The 21963-nt window shown below is 41.3% G+C and carries 20 protein-coding genes; 1 reads left to right on the top strand and 19 read right to left on the bottom strand.

Translation table 11 applies throughout. The annotated features are described in order from the left end of the window. Positions 1–8: 8 nt before the first annotated feature. The 17 genes from KV696_RS01195 to gyrA form a co-directional block, all read right to left on the bottom strand. Positions 9–314 carry a PTS sugar transporter subunit IIB gene (locus tag KV696_RS01195; protein ID WP_219966624.1) on the bottom strand — a complete coding sequence of 102 codons (306 nt, stop codon included), beginning with the start codon at positions 312–314 and terminating at the stop codon, positions 9–11. Between the two features lie 38 nt (positions 315–352). Continuing rightward, on the bottom strand, positions 353–829 hold the full coding sequence (locus KV696_RS01190; protein ID WP_219966623.1) for a PTS sugar transporter subunit IIA: 477 nt from the start codon (positions 827–829) through the stop codon (positions 353–355). Positions 830–1089: 260 nt separating this feature from the next. Continuing rightward, positions 1090–2913 carry a translation elongation factor 4 gene (gene lepA / locus KV696_RS01185; protein WP_219966622.1) on the bottom strand — a complete coding sequence of 608 codons (1824 nt, stop codon included), beginning with the start codon at positions 2911–2913 and terminating at the stop codon, positions 1090–1092. Between the two features lie 78 nt (positions 2914–2991). Further along, positions 2992–3720 carry a metallophosphoesterase family protein gene (locus tag KV696_RS01180; protein ID WP_219966621.1) on the bottom strand — a complete coding sequence of 243 codons (729 nt, stop codon included), beginning with the start codon at positions 3718–3720 and terminating at the stop codon, positions 2992–2994. 1 nt (position 3721) lies between these two features. After that, the gene (recN, locus tag KV696_RS01175) at positions 3722–5389 is read right to left on the bottom strand and encodes a DNA repair protein RecN (protein ID WP_219966620.1); all 1668 of its coding nucleotides are present in this window, start codon (positions 5387–5389) and stop codon (positions 3722–3724) included. Between the two features lie 6 nt (positions 5390–5395). Continuing rightward, positions 5396–5827, bottom strand: a complete 432-nt coding sequence (locus KV696_RS01170) for an arginine repressor (RefSeq protein ID WP_219966619.1) — start codon at positions 5825–5827, stop codon at positions 5396–5398. Then, positions 5820–6635: a TlyA family RNA methyltransferase gene (locus KV696_RS01165; RefSeq protein ID WP_219966618.1), complete on the bottom strand. Its 816-nt coding sequence runs from the start codon at positions 6633–6635 to the stop codon at positions 5820–5822. The genes KV696_RS01170 and KV696_RS01165 overlap by 8 nt, the downstream gene beginning before the upstream one ends. Next, positions 6628–7503, bottom strand: coding sequence for a polyprenyl synthetase family protein (locus tag KV696_RS01160; protein ID WP_219966617.1), 876 nt, complete (start codon positions 7501–7503; stop codon positions 6628–6630). The genes KV696_RS01165 and KV696_RS01160 overlap by 8 nt, the downstream gene beginning before the upstream one ends. Further along, complete coding sequence (locus KV696_RS01155) at positions 7500–7712, bottom strand: exodeoxyribonuclease VII small subunit (RefSeq protein ID WP_000043226.1); 213 nt, start codon at positions 7710–7712, stop codon at positions 7500–7502. The genes KV696_RS01160 and KV696_RS01155 overlap by 4 nt, the downstream gene beginning before the upstream one ends. Next, positions 7690–9030: an exodeoxyribonuclease VII large subunit gene (xseA, locus tag KV696_RS01150; protein WP_219966616.1), complete on the bottom strand. Its 1341-nt coding sequence runs from the start codon at positions 9028–9030 to the stop codon at positions 7690–7692. Before xseA ends, KV696_RS01155 begins: the two co-directional genes overlap by 23 nt. A gap of 127 nt (positions 9031–9157) precedes the next feature. Next, positions 9158–9796 (bottom strand): uridine kinase, encoded by a 639-nt coding sequence (gene udk / locus KV696_RS01145; protein ID WP_078352222.1) that lies wholly within the window; start codon positions 9794–9796, stop codon positions 9158–9160. 109 nt (positions 9797–9905) lie between these two features. Beyond that, positions 9906–10784 (bottom strand): tRNA pseudouridine(55) synthase TruB, encoded by an 879-nt coding sequence (gene truB, locus KV696_RS01140; RefSeq protein ID WP_219966948.1) that lies wholly within the window; start codon positions 10782–10784, stop codon positions 9906–9908. Positions 10785–10795: 11 nt separating this feature from the next. Then, positions 10796–12070 (bottom strand): DUF2130 domain-containing protein, encoded by a 1275-nt coding sequence (locus KV696_RS01135; RefSeq protein WP_219966615.1) that lies wholly within the window; start codon positions 12068–12070, stop codon positions 10796–10798. A gap of 95 nt (positions 12071–12165) precedes the next feature. Beyond that, positions 12166–13446 (bottom strand): O-acetylhomoserine aminocarboxypropyltransferase/cysteine synthase family protein, encoded by a 1281-nt coding sequence (locus KV696_RS01130; RefSeq protein ID WP_219966947.1) that lies wholly within the window; start codon positions 13444–13446, stop codon positions 12166–12168. Between the two features lie 146 nt (positions 13447–13592). Further along, the gene (locus KV696_RS01125) at positions 13593–14390 is read right to left on the bottom strand and encodes a formate/nitrite transporter family protein (protein ID WP_219966614.1); all 798 of its coding nucleotides are present in this window, start codon (positions 14388–14390) and stop codon (positions 13593–13595) included. A gap of 139 nt (positions 14391–14529) precedes the next feature. After that, positions 14530–15273 carry a sortase SrtA gene (gene srtA, locus KV696_RS01120; RefSeq protein ID WP_000078842.1) on the bottom strand — a complete coding sequence of 248 codons (744 nt, stop codon included), beginning with the start codon at positions 15271–15273 and terminating at the stop codon, positions 14530–14532. Then, complete coding sequence (gyrA, locus tag KV696_RS01115) at positions 15273–17741, bottom strand: DNA gyrase subunit A (RefSeq protein ID WP_219966613.1); 2469 nt, start codon at positions 17739–17741, stop codon at positions 15273–15275. The genes srtA and gyrA overlap by 1 nt, the downstream gene beginning before the upstream one ends. 194 nt (positions 17742–17935) lie before the next feature. Between gyrA and KV696_RS01110 the strand changes: the two genes are divergently transcribed. After that, positions 17936–18922 (top strand): L-lactate dehydrogenase, encoded by a 987-nt coding sequence (locus tag KV696_RS01110; RefSeq protein WP_000204727.1) that lies wholly within the window; start codon positions 17936–17938, stop codon positions 18920–18922. Between the two features lie 391 nt (positions 18923–19313). On the opposite strand, the gene pyk is transcribed toward KV696_RS01110, so the two are convergent. Together pyk and pfkA are read right to left on the bottom strand one after the other, a co-directional pair. After that, positions 19314–20819, bottom strand: a complete 1506-nt coding sequence (gene pyk / locus KV696_RS01105) for a pyruvate kinase (RefSeq protein WP_219966612.1) — start codon at positions 20817–20819, stop codon at positions 19314–19316. A gap of 58 nt (positions 20820–20877) precedes the next feature. Beyond that, positions 20878–21885, bottom strand: coding sequence for a 6-phosphofructokinase (gene pfkA, locus KV696_RS01100; RefSeq protein ID WP_000820862.1), 1008 nt, complete (start codon positions 21883–21885; stop codon positions 20878–20880). Positions 21886–21963: the final 78 nt, after the last annotated feature.

Raw genomic sequence — 21963 nt, 5'->3', positions numbered from 1 at the left:
AATTAGAATTAGCTTAATCCGTGTTCTTTAATAGCTGCTTCAATATTGTCAAATACTGGAGCACTCATTGCTGGGATACGGAATAAGATTGGTCCAGCTTCAATAACTGGAATACCTGGTTCAAAACCAAGATCTGTCGCAGCAATTGGTGTGAAGATGTCATAACCTTTGATAAGATCTTCGTTAACGTCTTTAACCATGACTGCATCACAGTGAACATTAAAACCGCGGTTTGAAAGTTCTTCTTCAAGAGCACTTTTAATTTGGTGGCTTGAGTTAACACCTGCACCGCAGGCAGCAAGAATTTTAATCATATGGATTTCCTCCGATTTTATATTTTTAATAGACAAGATTATGTGGTTACTTCAGCTATATAAGCATAGAGGGCTTCAGGTTCAGAAATTTTTGACAGGTCTTCAAGATGACCATTTCCAGTAAAGAAGTCCATCAACTGAGCAAGAATGTTTGTTTGACTTGAACTTGAGTTATTAATGATAAAGAAGAGTAAAGATACTTCTACTTCCTTATCTGGTGCAATCATGTTGTGGAAAGTCACTGGTTTATCTAATCGAACGACCACAACTTTTTCGGCAAGATTATGAACAATATCTGTGTGAGGAATAGCCACATTCGGCAAATCCTTACCCAAAAATTCCATATCTAAGCCAGTTGGAAATGACTTTTCACGCGTGATCAAGGCTTCACGATAAGTTGGAGTTACGATTTCTCGTTCTTCCAATAAAGTTGCAACCTGATCAAAGAGATGTTCTTGATTATCCGCTTCTAAGCAAAACACAAGGTTTTTGTCAAAGAAATGATCTAATCCCATAAGGTTTTCCCTTCTTTCCATTAACTTTATGCTATAAGTATAACACTATATGAAATCGTTGTCAATATTTTTCTGTTGTTTTTTGTCTCTTTTTTTATTTTTTTGTTTCTTTTTTAATTTGTTGCATAAAAACAAACACATAAACAAACACTTCAAACATTTTTTCTGTTCTAGAAATTAAAAAAGCAGACCATCTAAGCCTGCTTTACTATTAATTCTTATATAAATTTGCTATTAACAAGAAAAACAATTATGATAACTTACTCTTCATCCATACTCAAGACGCTGAGGAAGGCTTCTTGTGGGACTTCTACTGATCCGATGGCTTTCATGCGTTTCTTACCAGCTTTTTGTTTTTCAAGGAGTTTGCGTTTACGAGAAACGTCACCACCATAACATTTAGCAAGTACGTTCTTACGGAGGGCCTTGATATCAGTACGAGCCACAATCTTGTGTCCAATTGCTGCTTGGATTGGCACCTCAAATTGTTGGCGAGGGATAATTTTCTTGAGCTTATCAACGATGAGTTTCCCACGTTCATAAGCAAAGTCCTTGTGAACGATAAAGCTGAGAGCATCCACCTTGTCTCCATTGAGAAGGATATCCATTTTAACCAATTTAGATGGGCGGTACTCTGACAATTCATAGTCAAAGCTTGCGTAACCACGTGTCGAAGACTTAAGCTTATCAAAGAAGTCGAAAACGATTTCAGCCAGTGGAATTTGATAGATAACATTGACACGATTATCATCAATATAGTCCATAGTCACAAAGTCACCACGCTTGCGCTGAGCTAGCTCCATCACTGCTCCGACGAACTCCTGTGGTACCATGATTTGCGCCTTAACATAAGGTTCCTCAATGGTCGCAATCTTAGTTGGGTCTGGGAACTCAGATGGGTTAGACACATCCATAGACTCCCCGTCTGTCAAATTAACCTTGTAAATAACGGATGGAGCTGTCATGATAAGGTCGATATTGAACTCACGCTCTAAACGTTCTTGAATAACATCCATATGAAGAAGTCCAAGGAAACCACAACGGAAACCAAATCCAAGGGCCTGCGATGTTTCTGGTTCAAACTGAAGACTGGCATCATTCAGTTGCAATTTTTCAAGCGCTTCACGAAGGTCATTATACTTGTTTGATTCGATTGGGTAAAGACCCGCAAAAACCATAGGATTCATCTGCTTGTAACCATGTAATGGCTCTGCCGCAGGATTGGTTGCCAAGGTAACGGTATCACCCACACGAGTATCCTGAACCGTCTTGATAGAAGCCGCAATGTAACCAACGTCACCAGTCGCAAGGAAATCACGACCAACTGCTTTCGGCGTGAAAATACCAACTTCCGTCACATCAAAGGTCTTGCCATTGCTCATGAGCTGAATCTTAGCACCAGGTTTAACCACTCCATCCATAACACGCACTTGGAGGATAACTCCACGGTAAGCATCGTAAACAGAGTCAAAAATCAAGGCCTTCAGTGGTGCCGTCACATCACCTGTTGGAGCTGGCACTTTTTCCACGATTTGCTCTAGAATTTCTTCGATACCAATACCAGCTTTAGCAGAAGCCAATACTGCTTCGCTGGCATCCAAACCAATGACATCTTCAATCTCTGTACGCACGCGCTCAGGATCTGCAGCTGGCAGGTCAATTTTGTTAATGACTGGCATGATTTCCAAATCATTGTCCAAGGCCAGATAAACATTGGCAAGGGTTTGAGCCTCAATCCCTTGGGCAGCATCAACCACCAAAATCGCTCCCTCACAGGCAGCTAGCGAACGCGAAACTTCATAGGTAAAGTCCACGTGCCCAGGTGTGTCAATCAAGTGAAAAATATAAGTTTCGCCATCTTTGGCAGTATAATTCAGCTCGATGGCATTGAGTTTAATGGTAATCCCACGTTCTCGCTCTAAATCCATGCTATCCAAAAGTTGGGCCTGCATTTCACGACTGGATACTGTCTCTGTCTTTTCCAAAATGCGGTCTGCTAGAGTTGATTTCCCGTGGTCAATATGGGCGATAATAGAGAAGTTACGGATCTTCTCCTGTCGTTTTTTCAATTCTTCTAAGTTCATGATTCTCTTCCTTTCAGGGTATCTATTTATTATAAATTGTTTTTGACATTTTGACAAGACTATACCCTGCTAGGAGTACTAATCTTCAGCGACAAAGCCGTCATTTTCGATAAAGTGATGTTCTGTCATTCCTTGGTCTGTAAAGACAATCCCATGAAGTACACCACCATAAACAGCTCCTCCATCCATTCCAATCTTGCCATCTTCTGTAGTCCAAAGCTCAGCTGTACCTCGGTCTTGCTTTAACAAACCATAAACCGGTGTATGGCCAAAGACAATGATTTTTCCAGTATGATTTTCTGCTTCGTGGAATGGTTTTCTGAGCCAGACTTTTTTATAATCTGTGGTTTCATGCCAGTCATCCAAAGTCAAATCAATACCTGCGTGAACAAATATATACTTGTCTGTTTCTACCTCAAAGGGCATTTGACGAATAAATTCGACTAAATCTGCCGCTTCGGTGGCAACACGCTTGGCATCCTCAACCCCATCAACTGGTGCATCCAAGGGACGACCTAGGATAGAGTTAATGGTTGTATCTCCACCATTGCGACGATAGTGGTCATAGCTTTCTTCTGGGTTATCGAGCCAAGTCAAAAACATATACTCGTGGTTTCCTGACAAACAGATAGCCTCTTGATTATTGACCAAGTCCTTAACCATCTCTAGGACACGGCGACTATCTTCACCACGGTCAATCAAGTCCCCTAGAAAGAGCAACTGGGTCTGACCATCCCATGTTTTGAGAAGATCTTCCAGCATCCCAGCTTTTCCGTGAACGTCTCCAATTACATAATAGTCTGTCATCTTATTTCTCCCTGTTTCTCAACAATTCTCTGGCTTGCGTCAGGGCTGCTTCCGTCACATCATCACCTGCCAACATTTTAGCAACTTCTTCCACTCGTTCTTCAACCGTTAAGAGACGAACAGTCGAAACCGTTGAATGCTCATTGCTAATCTTCTCAATAAAGAATTGATAATCCGCAATCGCAATCACTTGTGGTAAATGGGAAATAGCCAGAACCTGCCCATGCTGACCAATCTTGTGAATCTTCTGTGCAATCGCCTGAGCTACACGGCCTGAAACTCCTGTATCCACCTCATCAAAGACAATGCTGGTCTTGCCTTCTTTACGTGAAAAGGCAGACTTAATGGCTAGCATGAGACGAGATAATTCCCCACCAGACGCAACCTTGACTAAGGGTTTAAAGTCTTCACCAGGGTTGGTTGAAATGTAAAACTCGACCATTTCATTGCCCTCACGACTGAATTTCCCCTTGCTAAAACGAACCTGAAACTGGGCTTTTTCCATATACAGATCCTGCAGTTCTTGTTTAATCTCAGATTCTAATTGCTGAGCCAAGTCATGACGAGCAGAGGCAAGCTGACCTGCCAAGTCGACAAGATTGACTTCTAACTTCTTAAGCTCTGCTTCCATGTCCTCAGACGAAAGGTTATTGCCTGTCAAGAGATTGTATTCTTCCGTAATCTTGGCAAAATAAAGCAAAACATCATCAACAGTCCCACCATACTTACGGGTAATAGTATGAAGGAGGTCCAAACGATTCTCGACCTGCATGAGACGATTACCATCAAAATCAAGGTCCTCAATGATTGCTTCCAAACGTTTGCTAATGTCTTCTAAGACATAGTAGGTCTCAGACAGTGAACTTGAAATTTCACGGTATTCAGGGTCATACTCTTCGACACTTTCCATGTCATTCATGGCTGAACGAACATTGGCCAGACTTGAAAAGTCTTCATTGTCCAACATACTGTAGGCATTGGTCAACGTATCAGCAATATTTTTATGGTTGAGGAGTTTATCTCGCTCTTGGTTAAGAGCCAAGTCTTCCCCTGCTTGCAAGTTGGCTGCCTCAATTTCTGCCATTTGAAATTCCAACATTTCGATACGTGCCTTGTGTTCCTGCTGGTTTTTCTTGACTTCCAGAACCTGCTTACGCATTTTACGGTAGGCATCAAAACTCGTTTGATAGGTTTCTTTTAAGTCCCAAAAGGCTGTATCACCAAATTCATCCAACATCTGAATATGCAGTTGAGGACGCATTAACTCCTCTTGGTCATGCTGACCATGAATATCCACAAGATGTTGCCCAATAGCACGCAAAACAGACAGATTAACCATCTGGCCATTCACACGGCTAATACTACGACCATTTTGCAAGATTTCTCGACGGATGATAATTTCATCACCTAATTCTAAACCTTGCTCATCAAAAATTTCCTGTAAAAGACGACTATTCTCAACTGAGAAAAGCCCCTCTATCTCTGCCTTTGGCGCACCATGACGAATAACATCTGTCGTCGCACGAGCTCCCAACATCATATTCATGGCATCAATGATAATCGACTTCCCTGCACCCGTTTCACCAGTCAGGACAGTCATTCCCTTTTCAAAATTGAGGGAAATAGCCTCAATAATGGCAAAGTTTTTTATCGAAATTTCAAGTAACATATAGACCTACCAATTTTTTACTTGTTCAAAGATTTCCTTAGCTAGACTTTCACTTCTGGCAATGACTAAAATCGAGCTATCATCAGCCAAACAGCTAAAAATCTTGTCAGCAAAAGTCTCAATTAACTGAGCTTTTACAAAAGCTGTATTTCCTGGGATAACTTGGAGATTAATCATCTTGTCCATCAATTGAGCCGATTCGATATTGTCTTCAGCCAGTTGCAAACTTTTCACGATTGATTTTGGCAATTCATAGACATAGGTGTTGTCTCTCAAAGGAATTTTGACAACACCTAATTCTTTGATATCTCGGGATACCGTTGCCTGAGTGGCACTGATGCCAGCCTCTTTCAAATGTTGTACAATTTCTTCTTGCGTACCGATTTGATAATCTGTCACAAATCGTCTAATTTTTTCAAGTCTCTCTTTTTTATTCATTTTTAAATTGACTATGCGCCCTCTCTACTACTTCTTCAATCTCAGCAAGAACCTGATTGCCTGCTGACTCTTCTTTTTTCAAATACGCTAAAAATTCAATATTTCCATGCCCACCTTGGATGGGAGAAAAGTCCAATCCAAGGACTGAAAATCCTTCCTCTACTGCCATGGTTGTGACAGATTCAAGGACATGTTGATGAACCTTGGTATCGCGAATAATTCCATTTTTCCCAATCTGCTCACGTCCTGCCTCAAACTGAGGCTTAACCAGAGCCACAACCTGACCTTGATCTGCCAAGACACGGTGCAAGGCTGGAAGGATCAGACTGAGGGAAATGAAACTCACATCAATACTGGCAAAGCTCGGTTCCTTTTCAAAATCAGTCTTCTCTGCATAGCGGAAATTGAATTGCTCCATGCTGACAACCCGTGGGTCTTGGCGTAATTTCCAAGCCAATTGATTGGTACCAACATCGACTGCATAAACTAACTCAGCACCATTTTGCAACATGACATCGGTAAAACCTCCAGTAGAAGCACCGATATCAATCGTTGTAGCTCCTTCCACTGACAACTCAAAGACCTGCAAGGCCTTTTCTAATTTCAAGCCACCACGGCTGACATACTTGAGTTTTTCCCCCTTGAGTTTTAGCTCGGTGTCGTCTGGGATTTTCTCTCCTGGCTTGTCAAACCGTTCTCCATTAAGGACTGCTACGACTAGGCCAGCCATCACACCTCGCTTGGCCTGTTCTCTTGTTTCAAACAAGCCCTGTTTATAAGCTAGTACATCCACTCTTTCCTTAGCCATTGATTCTCAAACTTTCTACTACTTCTACAATCGATTCTATCTCAAAGAGAACCTGCTGAGCAATTTCTTCCAATTTTGCATTTGCTTGATCCAGAGTTTGGTTACAAAAGGCAATAGCTTCTTCCAAGCCCAACAAGGCTGGATAGGTTGACTTTTCTGCCTGCAAGTCCTTTTGTGGTGTCTTACCGATTTCCTCAAAACTAGCTGTCACATCCAACACATCGTCTCTGACCTGAAAAGCAAGCCCAATCAATTCACCTACAGTTTTAAGTTTTGCCTCCATCTCAGGTGCCAATTCGGCTATAATAGCAGCTGCTTGGAAGGGATAAGCTAGTAGTTTTCCAGTCTTATTAGCATGAATAGTCTGGAGTTCTTCCAAAGACAAATGCTGGTGTTCACCTTCCATATCCAAAACTTGCCCTGCCACCATTCCCAGACTTCCTGAAGCAAGAGATAAGTTGGCAATCAAGTCCACCTTGATTTGACTTGGCAAATCTGCCTGCGCTATCAAGGCATAAGGATCTAGGAACAAGGCATCTCCAGCCAAAATGGCCATAGCTTCACCAAATTTCTTATGATTGGTCAAGCGTCCCCTACGGTAATCATCATCATCCATAGCAGGAAGGTCATCATGAATCAAGCTCCCTGTGTGAATCATCTCCAAGGCCGCAGCCACCTGCGCATGAGCTGGTTTAATAGCCACCTGCAAGGCTTCCAGAACTTCTAACAAGAGAAAAGGACGGATACGCTTGCCACCAGCATGAATGGAATAGAGAACAGACTCTCGCAAACTAGAGGCAAACTGCTGGTCTCCATAAAAATCTTCCAAGGCTGACTCGACAAGAGCTAATTTTTCTTGCTTTTTCATTCAAAATCACTTTCTGTTCCGTCTTCTTGCATGACCTTGACCAAGGTCTTTTCAGCCTTGTCCAACGTCGCTTGGAGCTCTTTTGACAAGACCATGCCCTTTTGAAAGGCAGCAATCGCATCTTCCAGAGCGATTTCACCATTTTCCAAACTTTGGACAATGGTCTCCAGTTCTGCTAGATTTTCCTCAAATTTCTTTTGTTTTGACATCTTTAACCTCTAATTCTACTTGACCATCTCGCATCAAAAGCGTCACTTGGTCTTTTTTCTTCAAACTCTCAACCGAATCCACAACAGACTCTTCTTTTTTGACAATTGCATAGCCACGCGCTACAATTCGACTGGTATCCAACATGAGCAAGGCTTCTGAAAGTCGCTTCACTTCAGCAACCTTGGCATCATAAACCAGCGCCATTTGGCTACGGAGGAGCTTATCCAACTGAGCTAGTCTGTCCTGATAGCGTTGGATTTTGGTAACAGGTGATAATTGTACCAGTCGATGCGTCCTTGCTTGTACTAGCTGTTTGTTATCAGAAATCCGTGTTCGCAAATTTTGTTTTAAGCGCAGTTGCAGTTGATCCAAGCGTTGCATATAGCCATCATACAAACGCTCTGGCTGTCTAAAGATAACAGACTGACTGCATTTTTTCAAAGCTTCTTGTTTCTTCGATAGGACATTTCGGACTGCTGTTGCCATCCGTTTTTCTTGATTTTGCAAATGAGCTAATACATCCAACTTGGTCACAGGTGTTGCCAGTTCAGCCGCTGCTGTCGGCGTCGCAGCCCGTCTATCTGCCACAAAATCCGCCAAGGTCACATCCGTCTCATGCCCTACACTAGAAATGATTGGTAAACGAGATTCAAAAATAGCTCGTACCACAATTTCTTCGTTAAAGGCCCAAAGATCCTCGATAGAACCTCCACCACGACCAATAATCAGCAAATCCAAATCGTCCCGTTGATTAGCACGAGCAATATTTCCAGCAATTTCCTCCGCAGAACCCTCACCTTGCACCTTAGTTGGATAAAGCAGGATATCGACACCTGGGAATCGCCTGCTGACGGTCGTGATAATATCTCGAATCACGGCTCCACTGCGACTGGTTACTACACCAATTCTCTTAGAAAATTGGGGCAGAGCTTGCTTGAAGCGTTCTTGAAACAGGCCTTCTTCTGTCAATTTTTTCTTGAGTTGTTCAAACTGAATCGCAAGCGCCCCAACCCCATCAGGCTCAGCCTTTTCAATGATGATGGAGTAGCTACCGCTCGGTTCATAGACCTGTACACGCCCAATCACATTGATCTTCATCCCTTCTTCCAGGTCGAAACCTAATTTCTGATAAATCCCAGACCAAATAGTCGCTTGAATAACTGCATGGTCATCCTTTAGGGAGAAATATTGGTGAGTAGGTCGTTTACGAAAGTTGGAAACTTGACCAGTTAAATAGACCCGTTCCAAGTAAGGGTCTTTATCGAATTTCATTTTCAGATACTTGGTCAAAGTTGTTACCGATAAATACTTTTCCATCTCCACCTACTATTCATTTTCTTGCTCTTTCATGGGTATTATTATACCAAAAATATGCCTAAAAATCTCCATTTATGTACCATTATGAGGGAAAAATAAAAAAAGGAGGCAAGGCCTCCACATCTGATTATTTGCTGTTTCGAGCTTCTTCCAAAATCTTTTCAATCTTGGTCGTCAACAGGTCGATAGCCACCGTATTGCTGACCCCTTCAGGAATGACGATATCAGCATAACGCTTGGTTGGCTCGATAAACTGATGATACATAGGTTTAACCACACCTAAGTACTGGTCAATAACGCTATCAAGGCTACGACCTCGCTCCTCCATATCGCGCTTGATACGACGAATAATGCGCACATCATCATCTGTATCCACAAAAATCTTGATATCCATCAAATCGCGCAGGCGCTTGTCCTCCAAGACCAAAATGCCCTCAACGATAAAGACATCTTGAGGCTCCTGACGATAAGTCTTGTTGCTTCGTGTATGCTCTGTATAGTCATAAGTCGGAATGTCCACCGGACGCCCTGCCAACAATTCCTTAATCTGCTCAATCATCAAGTCTGTATCAAAGGCAAAAGGATGGTCGTAGTTGGTTTTGACACGCTCTTCAAAGGTCAAATGAGACTGATCCTTGTAGTATGAATCATGCTCAATCATGGAAATCTTTTCATCAGGGAAATGCGATAAAATGGCTCTTGAAACACTGGTCTTACCACCACCAGAACCACCTGTCACTCCGATAATGATTGGTCTATTTTGCATGCTATCCTCCGTTTTTTTATCCGTCGTCTATTCTATCACATTTTTTGCAAAATTTATAGTCTGATTTGGATAGTCTAGGGGAAATAACACTACCTACACCTCAGTTAGACTAGCTAAAAACCTTCCTTGGCTTGTAGAGATGGTCTCGCTTCTCTAGAATGGCTAGCAATTTATCATCTTCAAAAGCAGCCAATTCTTGTTCTGTTTGTTCGAGTTCGATAAAACGACCAAAGCGCACTTCTGTAGCCTCATCTGGACTTAGGAAAACTTTGACAAGGTCACCTGTTCCAATCTCTAGAGGATGGAGAAAGTCCAGTTGACCAGCCTCCACTTTTTCAGCAATTTCTTCCAAGGTAAGAGCGTCTTCTAGCTGTAAACCAGCTGCACTAGTTCGAGTCAGATGAGACATATGAGCCGCATAGCCCAGCTTCTCTCCCAAGTCAACCGATAAGGTACGAATATAAGTCCCCTTACTACATTTCACACGAAAAGTAAAGCGTGCAAGATGACCCTCATAAGAAATCGGACTTGTCCGCTCAAATTGATAAATGGTCACCTGACGCTCTGGACGCTCCACTTCTTGGCCAGCACGCGCATACTCATAAAGCTTGCGACCATTAACCTTAACAGCTGAATACATAGGTGGAATCTGAGTAATAGGCCCAGTCAGATTGGCTATCGCTTCATCGACAAGCTTTTCATCCAAGGGCGACAAAACAGGGGTCTCTGCGACAACTTCATCACTGGCATCCTCAGTCGTTGTTGAATAACCAAGAGTGATTTCACCCTCATAGACCTTGCCCTCATCCTGCATAAATTCGACCATGCGTGTCGCCTTACCAACCGCAATGGGTAAAACACCCACTACATCCGGATCCAAGGTCCCACCATGACCAATCTTCTTGGTTCCCAAAATCTTGCGCAGTTTAAAAACCGCATCATGCGAGGTCATCCCCGCTTCTTTTTTTAAGTTGATAATACCGTTCATCTCTTGTTTTCTCACTCCCCCTGCAATGCTTCAAATTTCGCTTTCATGGTTGGATTTTTTCGGGTCAATTTTTTGACGGAAACATCTTCCAATTTATTGTTTGCAAGGCGGAGTTGGTTTTCAGATGTTGTTAGGAACTTTTTAACCTCTTCCATCCGTTTTATGGCCTTGTCGATTTCATCAATAGCTTTTCCAAAGTTGGTCGAAGCTGAATTATAATTCTTGGCAAAGGCTAGTTTAAAGGCATCCAAATCTTCCTCAAAATGAGTGATGTCAATATTTTGCTCCCGAACCAAGGCCAGCTCCTGCTTGTATTTTAGGGAATTAAGCGCCGCATTACGCAAGAGCCCAATCAACTGGATAAAGAATTGAGGGCGAACCACATACATCTTTTCATACTCGTGGCTGACGTCAACAATCCCTGTGTTAAAGTAGTCGTTATCAGCTTCAAGCATGGTCACCAAAACGGCATACTCACAGTTCTTCTCCCGACGGTCCTTGTCTAATTCCTTGTAGAAATCCGCGTTCTTGTGCTTCTTCTCTGTTCCATCTGCTTCATTTTTCATCTCAAACATGATGGAAATAATTTCGACTCCATTTTCATCACATTCACGGAAGATAAAGTCCCCCTTAGACCCACGCGCTGAAACCTTGTTATCCTTCTCAAAGTAGGCATTTGGAAATGCAAAGCTGCGGACCTTGTTAAACTCACTCTCCGCATACTGTTCCAGACTTTCACCGATAGCCTTGGTAGATTGTTGAGCCTTGAAATTCTTGTAAAATTCGACTTGTTCACTGGCTGCTTTAAGCTGGGCTTCGTAATTCTGCTTAACAGAAGCCAAAGATAACTCATTTTCTTTTTCTTGTAATAAGAGCTGATTTTTGACCTGATCGCGTTCTTTTTCTAGGTCAGAAAGGGTCTTTTGTAGTTGATTTTCATGCTCCAAACGCAAGGTAGCCAATTGGTTTTCCAAGGCCTGTACTTCCTTATCCTTAGCCAATAAGGCCTCATGGCTTGTCTGTTCAACCTCTTTCTTGGCCAATTCTTTTTCTGTATCAAAGTTTTGGATTTGACTCTGCAATTGCGCGATTTCTTGGTCTTTTTGAGCTAGTTTAGACTGTTGTTCATTCATAGCCTTTTGCTCAGCCAAGGCCAGTTCCTGCTTCATCCGGTCGTGCAATTCCTTATCAAACTCTGCCGTTCTCACTTGGGATAAAAGTTCAGCATACTGACTTTCATTTACTGTAAAGACTTCCCCACAGTTGGGACATTTGATTTCGTTCATATCGTTCCTCTTTCTAGACTTCTGTAACCATTATATCATGCCTAAGGGAAAATCAAAAACAGTGAGTTTAAACCCACTGTTTATCTTCTTTTACTTTAAATTTTTTCCAAGGCCAAGCGTAAGTCTTCGATCAAATCATCTACATTTTCAAGTCCGATTGACAAACGAATTTGGTTTGGGGTGACACCTGCTGCTTCAAGGTCTTTTTCTGACAATTGACCGTGAGTGGTTGTAGCTGGATGAACAACAAGCGATTTAGCATCTGCCACGTTTGCTAGGTCAGAAAAGATTTCCAAATTATCAATTACCTTGCGTGCTTCTGCCTCCCCACCTTTGACATGGAAGGTAAAGATTGAGCCCACACCTTTTGGCAAATATTTCTCAGCCAAGGCATGGTAAGGACTATCAGCAAGTTTTGGATAGTTGACTTTTTCTACCTTAGGATGGTTGACAAGGAAATCAACAATTTTCTCAGCATTTTGCACATGACGTTCGACACGAAGAGAAAGGGTTTCAAGTCCTTGGAGCAAGAGGAAGGCATTAAATGGTGACAAGGCTGCACCTGTATCACGAAGCAATTGAACACGGACAGCGATAATAAAGGCTGCTGCACCCACATCACGAGTATAGCTCAAATTGTGGTAGCTTGGATCTTCCTCAACAAATTGAGGAAATTTCCCTGAAGCCGCCCAGTCAAAACGCCCACTATCGACAATCACTCCTCCAATAGTCGTACCATGCCCACCGATAAACTTAGTCGCAGAGTGAATGGCAATATCTACACCGTGAGAAAAAACGTTAATCAAATAAGGTGTTGCAAAGGTATTATCTGAAACGAGTGGAATCTGGTGTTTATGAGCAATCTCAGCCAATTTTTCCAAGTCAGGAATGTTTATCAAGGGATTCCCCAAGGTTTCAATCAAGACAAGCTTGGTATTGTCTTTGATAGCTGCTTCCACTTCCTCCAAATTATCCACATCGACAAAGGTTGTTGTGATCCCATAACGAGGAAGGGTTTCTTTCAAAAGATTAAAGGTTCCACCGTAAATAGTTGATGCTGCTACAACATGGTCACCAGCATGGGCAAGAGCCAAAATCGTATAAGTCACTGCAGCCATACCTGATGCGGTTGCAAGAGCTCCAACACCACCTTCAAGAGCAGCAATTCTTTCTTCAAAAGCAGCCGTTGTAGGATTTGTAATACGAGTATAGATATTACCTAGCTTTCTCAAGGCAAACAAATCGGCACCTTCCTGCGTGTCATCAAAAACAAAGGATGTTGTTTGATAAATCGGCACTGCACGAGACTTAGTTGCTGGATCCACAACTTGACCAGCATGCAATTGTAAGGTTTCAAATTTAAAATCACGAGTCATAAGGCTACCTCCATATAGTTTCATTAAGGATATTGTAGCACTATCTACCTATCTTGACTAATACCTCTTTTCTATATTTTGATATAAAAAGCGGCTATTACTTCTTACAAAATCGAAAAAAGCACGAATCAATCGTGCTCATTTTCTTAATCTACATAAGTATCTTCATTTTTATTGAGGAAGGCATATGGAAGACCCATCAAGAGGCCTCCTCCGATAAAGTTTCCGATGAAGGTTACACCCCAGTGGCGAAGCATATTTCCAACACCGAAGTTAGCAATTGAATCAGCAGCAACACTGAATTTCACAATCGCGAAAGAAGCAAAGTTCGCCGCAATATGCTCGTTTGTTAAGAAGACAAACATGTAAATCGCTGACAACACAAGCCAAAGTTTGGCACCACCATCTTTGACCAAAACAAATGAAAGAATCGCAATATTTACGAAAATATTTGCCAAAATCGCCTCAAGCAAGATTAATTCATTTGAACGGCCTAACTTCATCTCTACAACCCCAGAGATAAAACTATCATGAGTCAGATTTGCATAGGCTGCCGAATGAGCAAAGCCCCAACCTGCTATCAAAGCCCCGATAAGGTTAAACAAGGTACAGTAAAGTAAAATCTCAGCTGTTTTTCTCCAAGAGATTTTTTTCAAGAAACTACCAGCAGTCAAGAACATCATGTTTGATGTTACCAACTCGGCATTCAAGAAAACAATGTAGGCCAATCCCCAAGCAAAGACAAATGGGAAGAGGAATCGTCCACTACCTGGCGCAATTTTATTAATCAAGTCAGCCCCAACTGCACCAGCAGCTGTACTGAAGGTTAAAAATGCACCTGCGAACATAGAACGAATCGCATACTTAAATTTGCTTTGAGTATAAAGACTTTCTTTCTTCTTGCAAGCAAATTCAATCTTTGAGATAAATTCTGAAGAAACCATAATAAACTCCTAAAAATTTTTTACCTGATAATTATATCACAAACGTTAAAATTAAGGAAGCGTTTTCTGTATTTCATAAAAGTTTATTCTTATGAAAAGCTTAAAAAATCAGTGAAATCCAGGATTTCACTGATTTGTATTAATAAAATTGTTTATATGGTTGATTGAAAGCTGTTAGGATTTCATCAGATGTTTGTGAATATTCTTTTGTTTCTTTCAAATCGCCTTTTACAATAATACGTTCTGTAGCAGCAAGGTCTTCACAGGTTACTAATGTAATCTCATTTACCCCATCTCTATCATCAACTTCATCAACACGATCCGGTGTAACACGTTTGACTTCACGTATTTCATAAGTATAAACTTTATTTTTATCGGTTAGATAAATCTTCATACCATTTTTAGCGTTATCCAAAGGAGAAAATAACATTTTATTAGCATTATTGACACCAAAAATATGATGACTAGCTAGACTATAATTTCCTTTCCCCATCACTTGATCGCGTTTCATGGTACCAGCACCATAGAAGAGATTGACATTATCAAGCCCTTTAAAAATTGGCAGATTCATTTCTAATTCAGGAACTGCAATTCCGCCGATAACTGGTAATTTTTGAGCATCCCATTGAGAAGCTAGAACCGCTTCAGAAGAGATCGCATTGACAGAATCAAAATCAAAATTTCCTTCTGTATCCTGATTTTCTTCTATTTTTTCTTTTGATACCTGACTAACTTGGTACTTATTGGTATTCCAAACTATGAAAATATCACGAATTTTAGCATTAAAAATCAAAGCAATTGATAGTAGTATCAGAAATCCTGCTAGGATATTTGTCAGTAGATTTTTTCGTTTGTTTTTCTTTTTATTATTTTTTTGAGACATTATGCTTCACCTTCTGTTTTGTTTTCTGTCCCAACTTCTTCTTTTTCTGCCGCTGCAACCGTTGTAAAGGTCACAATTTTAGCATCTTGATCCAGACGCATTACTTTAACTCCCATAGTTGAGCGTCCTGTTTGTGAAATATTGGCAACATTGGTTCGAATCATGACACCTGTATCAGTGATAATCATCAAGTCTTCATCACCTTTCACAGTCAAGAGACCTGATAGAGGACCATTTTTTTCAGCCACATTAGCCGTCTTCATCCCTTTACCACCACGACCTTTTGTTGGATATTCAGTCGCGACTGTACGCTTACCATATCCTTTTTCTGTGATGATAAGAACCTCGTCTTGATCTGTAATCACACTAGCACCAACCACTGTGTCTCCCTCACGGAGATTCACACCTTTCACACCTGTGGCGATACGACTCATGCCGCGAACGGCTGATTGATTAAAGCGAACTGCATAACCAAACTTGGTACCAATAATAATATCCGTATCTTCTTCCGTCAACAAGACATTAATTAGCTCATCTTCATCCTTTAGATTCAGTGCTTTGAGACCATTTTGACGAATGTTAGCAAATTCCTTGACGCTGGTTCTCTTCACAATACCATGACGGGTTGTGAAGAAGAGGTAAGCATCATCACTGCGTTCAGACTCAACATTGATAATCGTCTGAATACTTTCACCTTCATCCAATTTCAAGAGATTAACTACTGGTAGACCTTTGGCCGTCCGACCATACTCAGGAATTTCATAACCTTTCAGGCGATAGACACGTCCTTTATTTGTAAAGAAGAGCAGGTGATCATGGGTGCTAGTTGACACTAACTCACGAACAAAATCGTCATCCTTAACACCTGTTCCTTGAACACCGCGGCCACCACGTTTTTGAGCAGTAAACTCAGCTTGATCCAGACGTTTAATGTATCCCTTGTTAGAAAGCGTAATTAAGACATCCGATTCTTCAATCAAATCCTCATCTTCAAGACTCAAGACTTCACCGACCATCAACTCTGTACGACGTTGGTCGCCAAACTTACGCTTAACTTCATCCAATTCTTCTTTGATGATTTGAGAAACACGTTCTGGTTTAGCAAGAATATCTGCTAAATCCGCAATCAGAGCCAAGAGGTCATCATACTCAGACTGAATTTTATCGCGTTCCAAGCCTGTCAAACGACGAAGACGCATGTCTAGTATAGCCTGACTTTGACGTTCAGAAAGCTTAAACTTACTCATCAACTCAGCTTGTGCTTCCGCATCTGTTTCACTAGCACGGATAATACGAATCACTTCGTCAATATGGTCCAGTGCAATCAAGAGACCCTCTAATATATGGGCGCGTGCTTCTGCTTTTTCCTTATCAAAACGAGTACGACGAACAACCACTTCTTTTTGGTGTTCGATATAAGCATCCAAAATCTGGCGAAGAGACAAAATCTTGGGTACACCATTTTGAATCGCCAACATATTAAAACCAAAGTTGGTTTGCATCTGGGTCATCTTGAAAAGATTGTTGAGGATAACATTGGCTGAGGCATCGCGCTTAACTTCGATAACAAATCGAACACCTTCACGGTTTGATTCATCACGTACTGCTGTGATGCCCTCAATCCGTTTTTCCTGAACCAAGCGAACAATATGCTCATGCACCTTGGTTTTATTGACCATGTAAGGAAATTCCGTTACAACGATGCGCTCACGGCCAGTCTTAGTTTCTTCAATTTCAGTACGAGAACGAAGGACAATAGAACCTCTACCTGTTTCATAAGCCTTATGGATACCTGATTTCCCCATGACAAGAGCACCTGTTGGAAAATCTGGACCAGGCAAGACTTCCATCAAGTCTTTGGTAGTCACTTCAGGATTGTCCATGACGAGCTTGACTGCATCAATGGTTTCACCCAAGTTATGAGGGGGAATATTGGTCGCCATCCCAACAGCAATACCAGTTGCTCCATTGACCAAGAGGTTTGGAAAACGAGCTGGCAAGACCAAGGGTTCACGTTCATTAGCATCATAGTTATCAACGAAATCAACCGTATTCTTATTGATATCTCGAAGCATTTCTAAAGCAATCTTGCTCATGCGTGCCTCAGTGTAACGCTGGGCGGCAGCACCATCACCATCCATGGAACCAAAGTTTCCATGCCCATCTACAAGCATGTAACGGTAGCTCCACCATTGAGCCATGCGGACCATTGCTTCATAGATAGAGGAATCCCCATGTGGGTGATATTTACCCATGACATCCCCTGTAATACGAGCAGATTTTTTATGAGGTTTGTCTGGAGTAACACCCAATTCATTCATTCCATAGAGAATCCGACGGTGAACAGGTTTCAAGCCATCTCGAACATCAGGAAGAGCCCGCGCTACGATAACACTCATGGCGTAATCGATAAAACTCGTCTTCATCTCCTTTGTCAGATTGACATTCACTAAATTTCTATCCTGCATTAATAAATGCCTCATTTCACTATTAGTAATTAATAATATTATACCATAATGTCCGCCATATTTCAGGCATCCAAATTAGCTAAAACGTTTACATCAAGAACTGAAAGGCATATCCGTGACAAAGCTTTTTAAAAGTGATAGAATTAAAATAACTGGGGAAATCCCTGAATAAAATTAAGGAGATGTTTAGAACAATGACTTCAACTAAACAACACAAAAAAGTTATCCTTGTCGGAGATGGTGCTGTAGGTTCATCTTACGCTTTTGCACTTGTTAACCAAGGAATTGCACAAGAGCTTGGAATTATCGAAATTCCACAATTGCATGAAAAAGCTGTTGGTGACGCGCTTGACCTTAGTCACGCCCTTGCCTTCACTTCACCTAAAAAAATCTATGCAGCTCAATATTCTGACTGTGCAGACGCTGACCTTGTTGTAATCACTGCAGGTGCGCCTCAAAAACCAGGTGAAACTCGTCTTGACCTTGTAGGTAAAAACCTTGCTATCAACAAATCAATCGTAACTCAAGTTGTTGAATCAGGTTTCAAAGGTATCTTCCTTGTTGCTGCTAACCCAGTTGACGTTTTGACTTACTCAACTTGGAAATTCTCTGGTTTCCCTAAAGAACGCGTTATTGGTTCAGGTACTTCACTTGACTCAGCTCGTTTCCGTCAAGCACTTGCTGAAAAATTGGATGTTGATGCTCGTTCAGTTCACGCCTACATCATGGGTGAACACGGTGACTCTGAGTTCGCTGTTTGGTCACACGCAAACATCGCTGGTGTAAACCTTGAAGAATTCCTTAAAGACACTCAAAATGTTCAAGAAGCTGAATTGATTGAATTGTTCGAAGGTGTTCGTGATGCAGCCTACACAATCATCAACAAAAAAGGTGCAACATACTACGGTATCGCAGTAGCACTTGCTCGTATCACTAAAGCAATCCTTGACGATGAAAACGCAGTACTTCCACTTTCAGTATTCCAAGAAGGTCAATACGGAGTTGAGAACGTCTTTATCGGTCAACCAGCTGTTGTTGGTGCACATGGTATCGTTCGTCCAGTAAACATTCCATTGAACGACGCAGAAACTCAAAAAATGCAAGCATCTGCTAAAGAATTGCAAGCTATCATTGACGAAGCATGGAAAAACCCAGAATTCCAAGAAGCTTCTAAAAACTAATTTAACTATAGACAACTCCTTGATCATCAGGGAGTTGTTTTTTTCTGTATTATAGTAGATTGAAATAAGATATGAACAAATCAACTTCTAGAAATGTTTTAGCAGCCACGGTGTACTATTCTAGCTGTAATCCACTATAAGAACTAAACATTTTTTGAAATTTTCGTTCAAAAAACAACATCCCTTTAAAAGCTATCATGTCATAGCTTGGGCATAAAGACCCTAAGACTACCAATCAGATTTATACTCACATCACAAAAGTATGGAACAAGCAACGATTTACTCTTTAGCTACAGTTGCATTAAATCAAAAGTAGAAAACTTTTCCCATATACAAAAAAGCCCATCATACAGGCTAGAAAGCTTGATATGATAGGCTATTTTTCTATTAATTAACGTACTGTACGGATACGCATTGTATTTGTACGAACAGCTTCTCCAAGTGGTACACCAGCTACGATAACGATATCGTCACCAGATTGTACAAGACCTGCTTCAACTGCTTTATGTTCAGCAATTTCGAACATATCGTCAGTTGAAGATGGAGCATCTGTCAACATTGGGATAACACCCCAGTTCAACATCAATCCACGTTCTGTCAATTCGTCGAATGTCAATGCCAAGATGTCAGCATTTGGACGATATTTAGAGATCAAACGTGCAGTGTGACCTGTCTTAGTAAGAGTTACAACCAATTTAATGTCCATTGAGTTAGTAGCATCTTTAACAGCTGAAGCCATTACTTCTGTCTTAGAGTTACGTTCGAATGAATCTGAGTTCAAACGTCCGTATTCGTTAAGAAGAGTTTGTGCGTTCTTATCGATTGTAGCCATTGTAGTTACTGACTCAAGTGGGTATTTACCGTTTGCAGACTCACCTGAAAGCATTGTAGCGTCAGTTCCATCGATAACAGCGTTAAATACGTCTGATACTTCTGAACGAGTTGCACGTGGTTTTTCAGTCATTGTTTCAAGCATGTTTGTTGCAGTGATAACAACTTTACCTGCAGCATTGACTTTAGTGATGATCATTTTTTGGTAAACTGGAACCATTTCGAATGGTACTTCGATACCCATGTCACCACGAGCGATCATGATACCATCAGCAGCTTCGATAATTTCATCCAAGTTATCGATACCTTGTTGGTTTTCGATTTTAGCGAACAATTGAACATGTCCGTTTCCAGTCTCTTCACAGATTGCACGAACTTCGTTCACGTCTTTTGCAGTACGTACGAATGAAATAGCGATGAAGTTGATACCTTGTTCAAGACCAAAGCGGATATCGTCGTTATCGCGTTCAGCAAGAGCTGGGAAAGGAATTTTAGTGTTAGGAATGTTCACACCTTTTTGTTTAGCGATGATACCATCGTTTTCAACTTCAACTTCAAATTCACGAGTTGCGTCATCTTTAGCAACCACACGAAGACCAAGTTTACCATCGTCAACCAAAACTTGACGACCAACTTCAACATCATCATAGATATCAAGAGCACCAGCAACGTTCAATGCAATCACTTCACGAGTTGATTTGATTCCTTGTTTAGTTGCAACACGGATTTTCTCACCAGTTTTGTATGAATACTCTTTAGCTTCACCTTCGAACAATTCTGTACGGATTTCTGGTCCTTTTGTATCAAGAAGGAAACCAACTTTTTTACCTGCAAGTTTTTCAGCAAGTTTAACAGTTGCCATACGCTCACCTTGTTCTTGGTGGTCACCGTGTGAGAAGTTGAAACGGAATGTGTTAGCACCAGCTTCAATCAATTTAGCAATGTTTTTAGCTGAAGCTTCAACATCAAGTTTTTCACCCCAGTATCCGTCCTCACCGAATTTTTTACCACCACGGATTTCTACCGCAGGACCCAAAGTTGCAACGATTTTTACACGTTTGTTCATGATTTTTGTGACTCCTTTATATATATGACCTTTTTGGTCTTATTAACTAAATTGTAAATTATGACAAGCTCTTATTCAAGCTAGATAGCTCAATGTCGGCTTTGTGTGGGTTATTAACCACAATCTTACCTTCTGCAGTAAGGCTAAACAATGCTCCTTCTTCTGCAGTACCAAGAATTGGATTTTCAACCATTTTTTCGTTACGGATACCAACCGCAACACCACCGATGCCTTCTTTAAGAAGTTTAACAGCATGCGCACCCATACGTGACGCCAATACACGGTCACGCGCAGTTGGAGAACCACCACGTTGAATATGTCCAAGTTCTGTCACACGAAGGTCGCTTGTATCCCCAGCTTCTTTTAGTTTTTTACCAAATTCAGCTGCTGACATCACACCTTCTGCCAAGACGATGATATTGTGTTTTTTACCACACTCATAACCACATTTAATGCTTTCTACGATATCTTCAATCTTGAATCCTTCTTCAGGAATGATGATTTCATCAGCACCAGTTGCAATACCAGCCCAAAGAGCGATATCACCAGCGTTACGTCCCATAACTTCAATAACAAAAGTACGACGGTGACTTGATGACGTATCACGAATCTTATCGATAGCGTCCATAGCAGTTGTGACCGCTGTGTCAAAACCGATTGTGAAGTCAGTACCAACGATATCGTTATCGATTGTACCTGGAAGACCGATAGCTGGGAAGCCATGTTCAGTCAAACGCATAGCGCCGTGGTAAGATCCGTCACCACCGATAACAACTACACCTTCAATTCCGTGTTTTTTCAATTGCTCAATCCCTTTAAGTTGCCCTTCAAGTTGAGCGAACTCTGGGTAACGAGCTGAGTGAAGGAAAGTACCACCACGAGAAATGATGTCTCCTACTGAAGCTGCATCTAGGGGATGAATTTCACCGGCAACCATACCAGCATATCCGTCATAAATACCAAACACTTCCATTCCTTCTGAAATTGCTTGACGAACAACTGCACGGATAGCAGCGTTCATACCAGGGGCGTCTCCACCACTAGTCAAAACAGCAATACGTTTCATATTGGTTTATGCTCCTTTTTCTTTTAACATTCTTATTGATTATACCACATTTGATTTTAAAATTCTTCTATTTTCCGT

The sequence above is a fragment of the Streptococcus humanilactis genome (assembly GCF_019448275.1).
GTDB classification, from domain to species: Bacteria; Bacillota; Bacilli; order Lactobacillales; family Streptococcaceae; genus Streptococcus; species Streptococcus humanilactis.
Note: the sequence above shows the minus strand (reverse complement) of the source record. Positions and strands in the feature narration are given on the sequence as shown.

What these genes read in the sequence shown, in the direction of transcription:
- pyk (WP_219966612.1), bottom strand. Translation starts at nt 20,819, where the DNA reads ATGAACAAACGTGTAAAAATCGTTGCAACTTTGGGTCCTGCGGTAGAA.
- xseA (WP_219966616.1), bottom strand. Translation starts at nt 9,030, where the DNA reads ATGGAAAAGTATTTATCGGTAACAACTTTGACCAAGTATCTGAAAATG.
- KV696_RS01130 (WP_219966947.1), bottom strand. Translation starts at nt 13,446, where the DNA reads ATGACTCGTGATTTTAAATTTGAAACCTTACAATTGCATGCTGGTCAA.
- truB (WP_219966948.1), bottom strand. Translation starts at nt 10,784, where the DNA reads ATGAACGGTATTATCAACTTAAAAAAAGAAGCGGGGATGACCTCGCAT.
- KV696_RS01135 (WP_219966615.1), bottom strand. Translation starts at nt 12,070, where the DNA reads ATGAACGAAATCAAATGTCCCAACTGTGGGGAAGTCTTTACAGTAAAT.
- lepA (WP_219966622.1), bottom strand. Translation starts at nt 2,913, where the DNA reads ATGAACTTAGAAGAATTGAAAAAACGACAGGAGAAGATCCGTAACTTC.
- srtA (WP_000078842.1), bottom strand. Translation starts at nt 15,273, where the DNA reads ATGTCTCAAAAAAATAATAAAAAGAAAAACAAACGAAAAAATCTACTG.
- KV696_RS01170 (WP_219966619.1), bottom strand. Translation starts at nt 5,827, where the DNA reads ATGAATAAAAAAGAGAGACTTGAAAAAATTAGACGATTTGTGACAGAT.
- KV696_RS01180 (WP_219966621.1), bottom strand. Translation starts at nt 3,720, where the DNA reads ATGACAGACTATTATGTAATTGGAGACGTTCACGGAAAAGCTGGGATG.
- KV696_RS01190 (WP_219966623.1), bottom strand. Translation starts at nt 829, where the DNA reads ATGGGATTAGATCATTTCTTTGACAAAAACCTTGTGTTTTGCTTAGAA.
- KV696_RS01155 (WP_000043226.1), bottom strand. Translation starts at nt 7,712, where the DNA reads ATGTCAAAACAAAAGAAATTTGAGGAAAATCTAGCAGAACTGGAGACC.
- KV696_RS01110 (WP_000204727.1), top strand. Translation starts at nt 17,936, where the DNA reads ATGACTTCAACTAAACAACACAAAAAAGTTATCCTTGTCGGAGATGGT.
- KV696_RS01160 (WP_219966617.1), bottom strand. Translation starts at nt 7,503, where the DNA reads ATGAAAAAGCAAGAAAAATTAGCTCTTGTCGAGTCAGCCTTGGAAGAT.
- KV696_RS01125 (WP_219966614.1), bottom strand. Translation starts at nt 14,390, where the DNA reads ATGGTTTCTTCAGAATTTATCTCAAAGATTGAATTTGCTTGCAAGAAG.
- pfkA (WP_000820862.1), bottom strand. Translation starts at nt 21,885, where the DNA reads ATGAAACGTATTGCTGTTTTGACTAGTGGTGGAGACGCCCCTGGTATG.
- gyrA (WP_219966613.1), bottom strand. Translation starts at nt 17,741, where the DNA reads ATGCAGGATAGAAATTTAGTGAATGTCAATCTGACAAAGGAGATGAAG.
- KV696_RS01165 (WP_219966618.1), bottom strand. Translation starts at nt 6,635, where the DNA reads ATGGCTAAGGAAAGAGTGGATGTACTAGCTTATAAACAGGGCTTGTTT.
- udk (WP_078352222.1), bottom strand. Translation starts at nt 9,796, where the DNA reads ATGCAAAATAGACCAATCATTATCGGAGTGACAGGTGGTTCTGGTGGT.
- recN (WP_219966620.1), bottom strand. Translation starts at nt 5,389, where the DNA reads ATGTTACTTGAAATTTCGATAAAAAACTTTGCCATTATTGAGGCTATT.
- KV696_RS01195 (WP_219966624.1), bottom strand. Translation starts at nt 314, where the DNA reads ATGATTAAAATTCTTGCTGCCTGCGGTGCAGGTGTTAACTCAAGCCAC.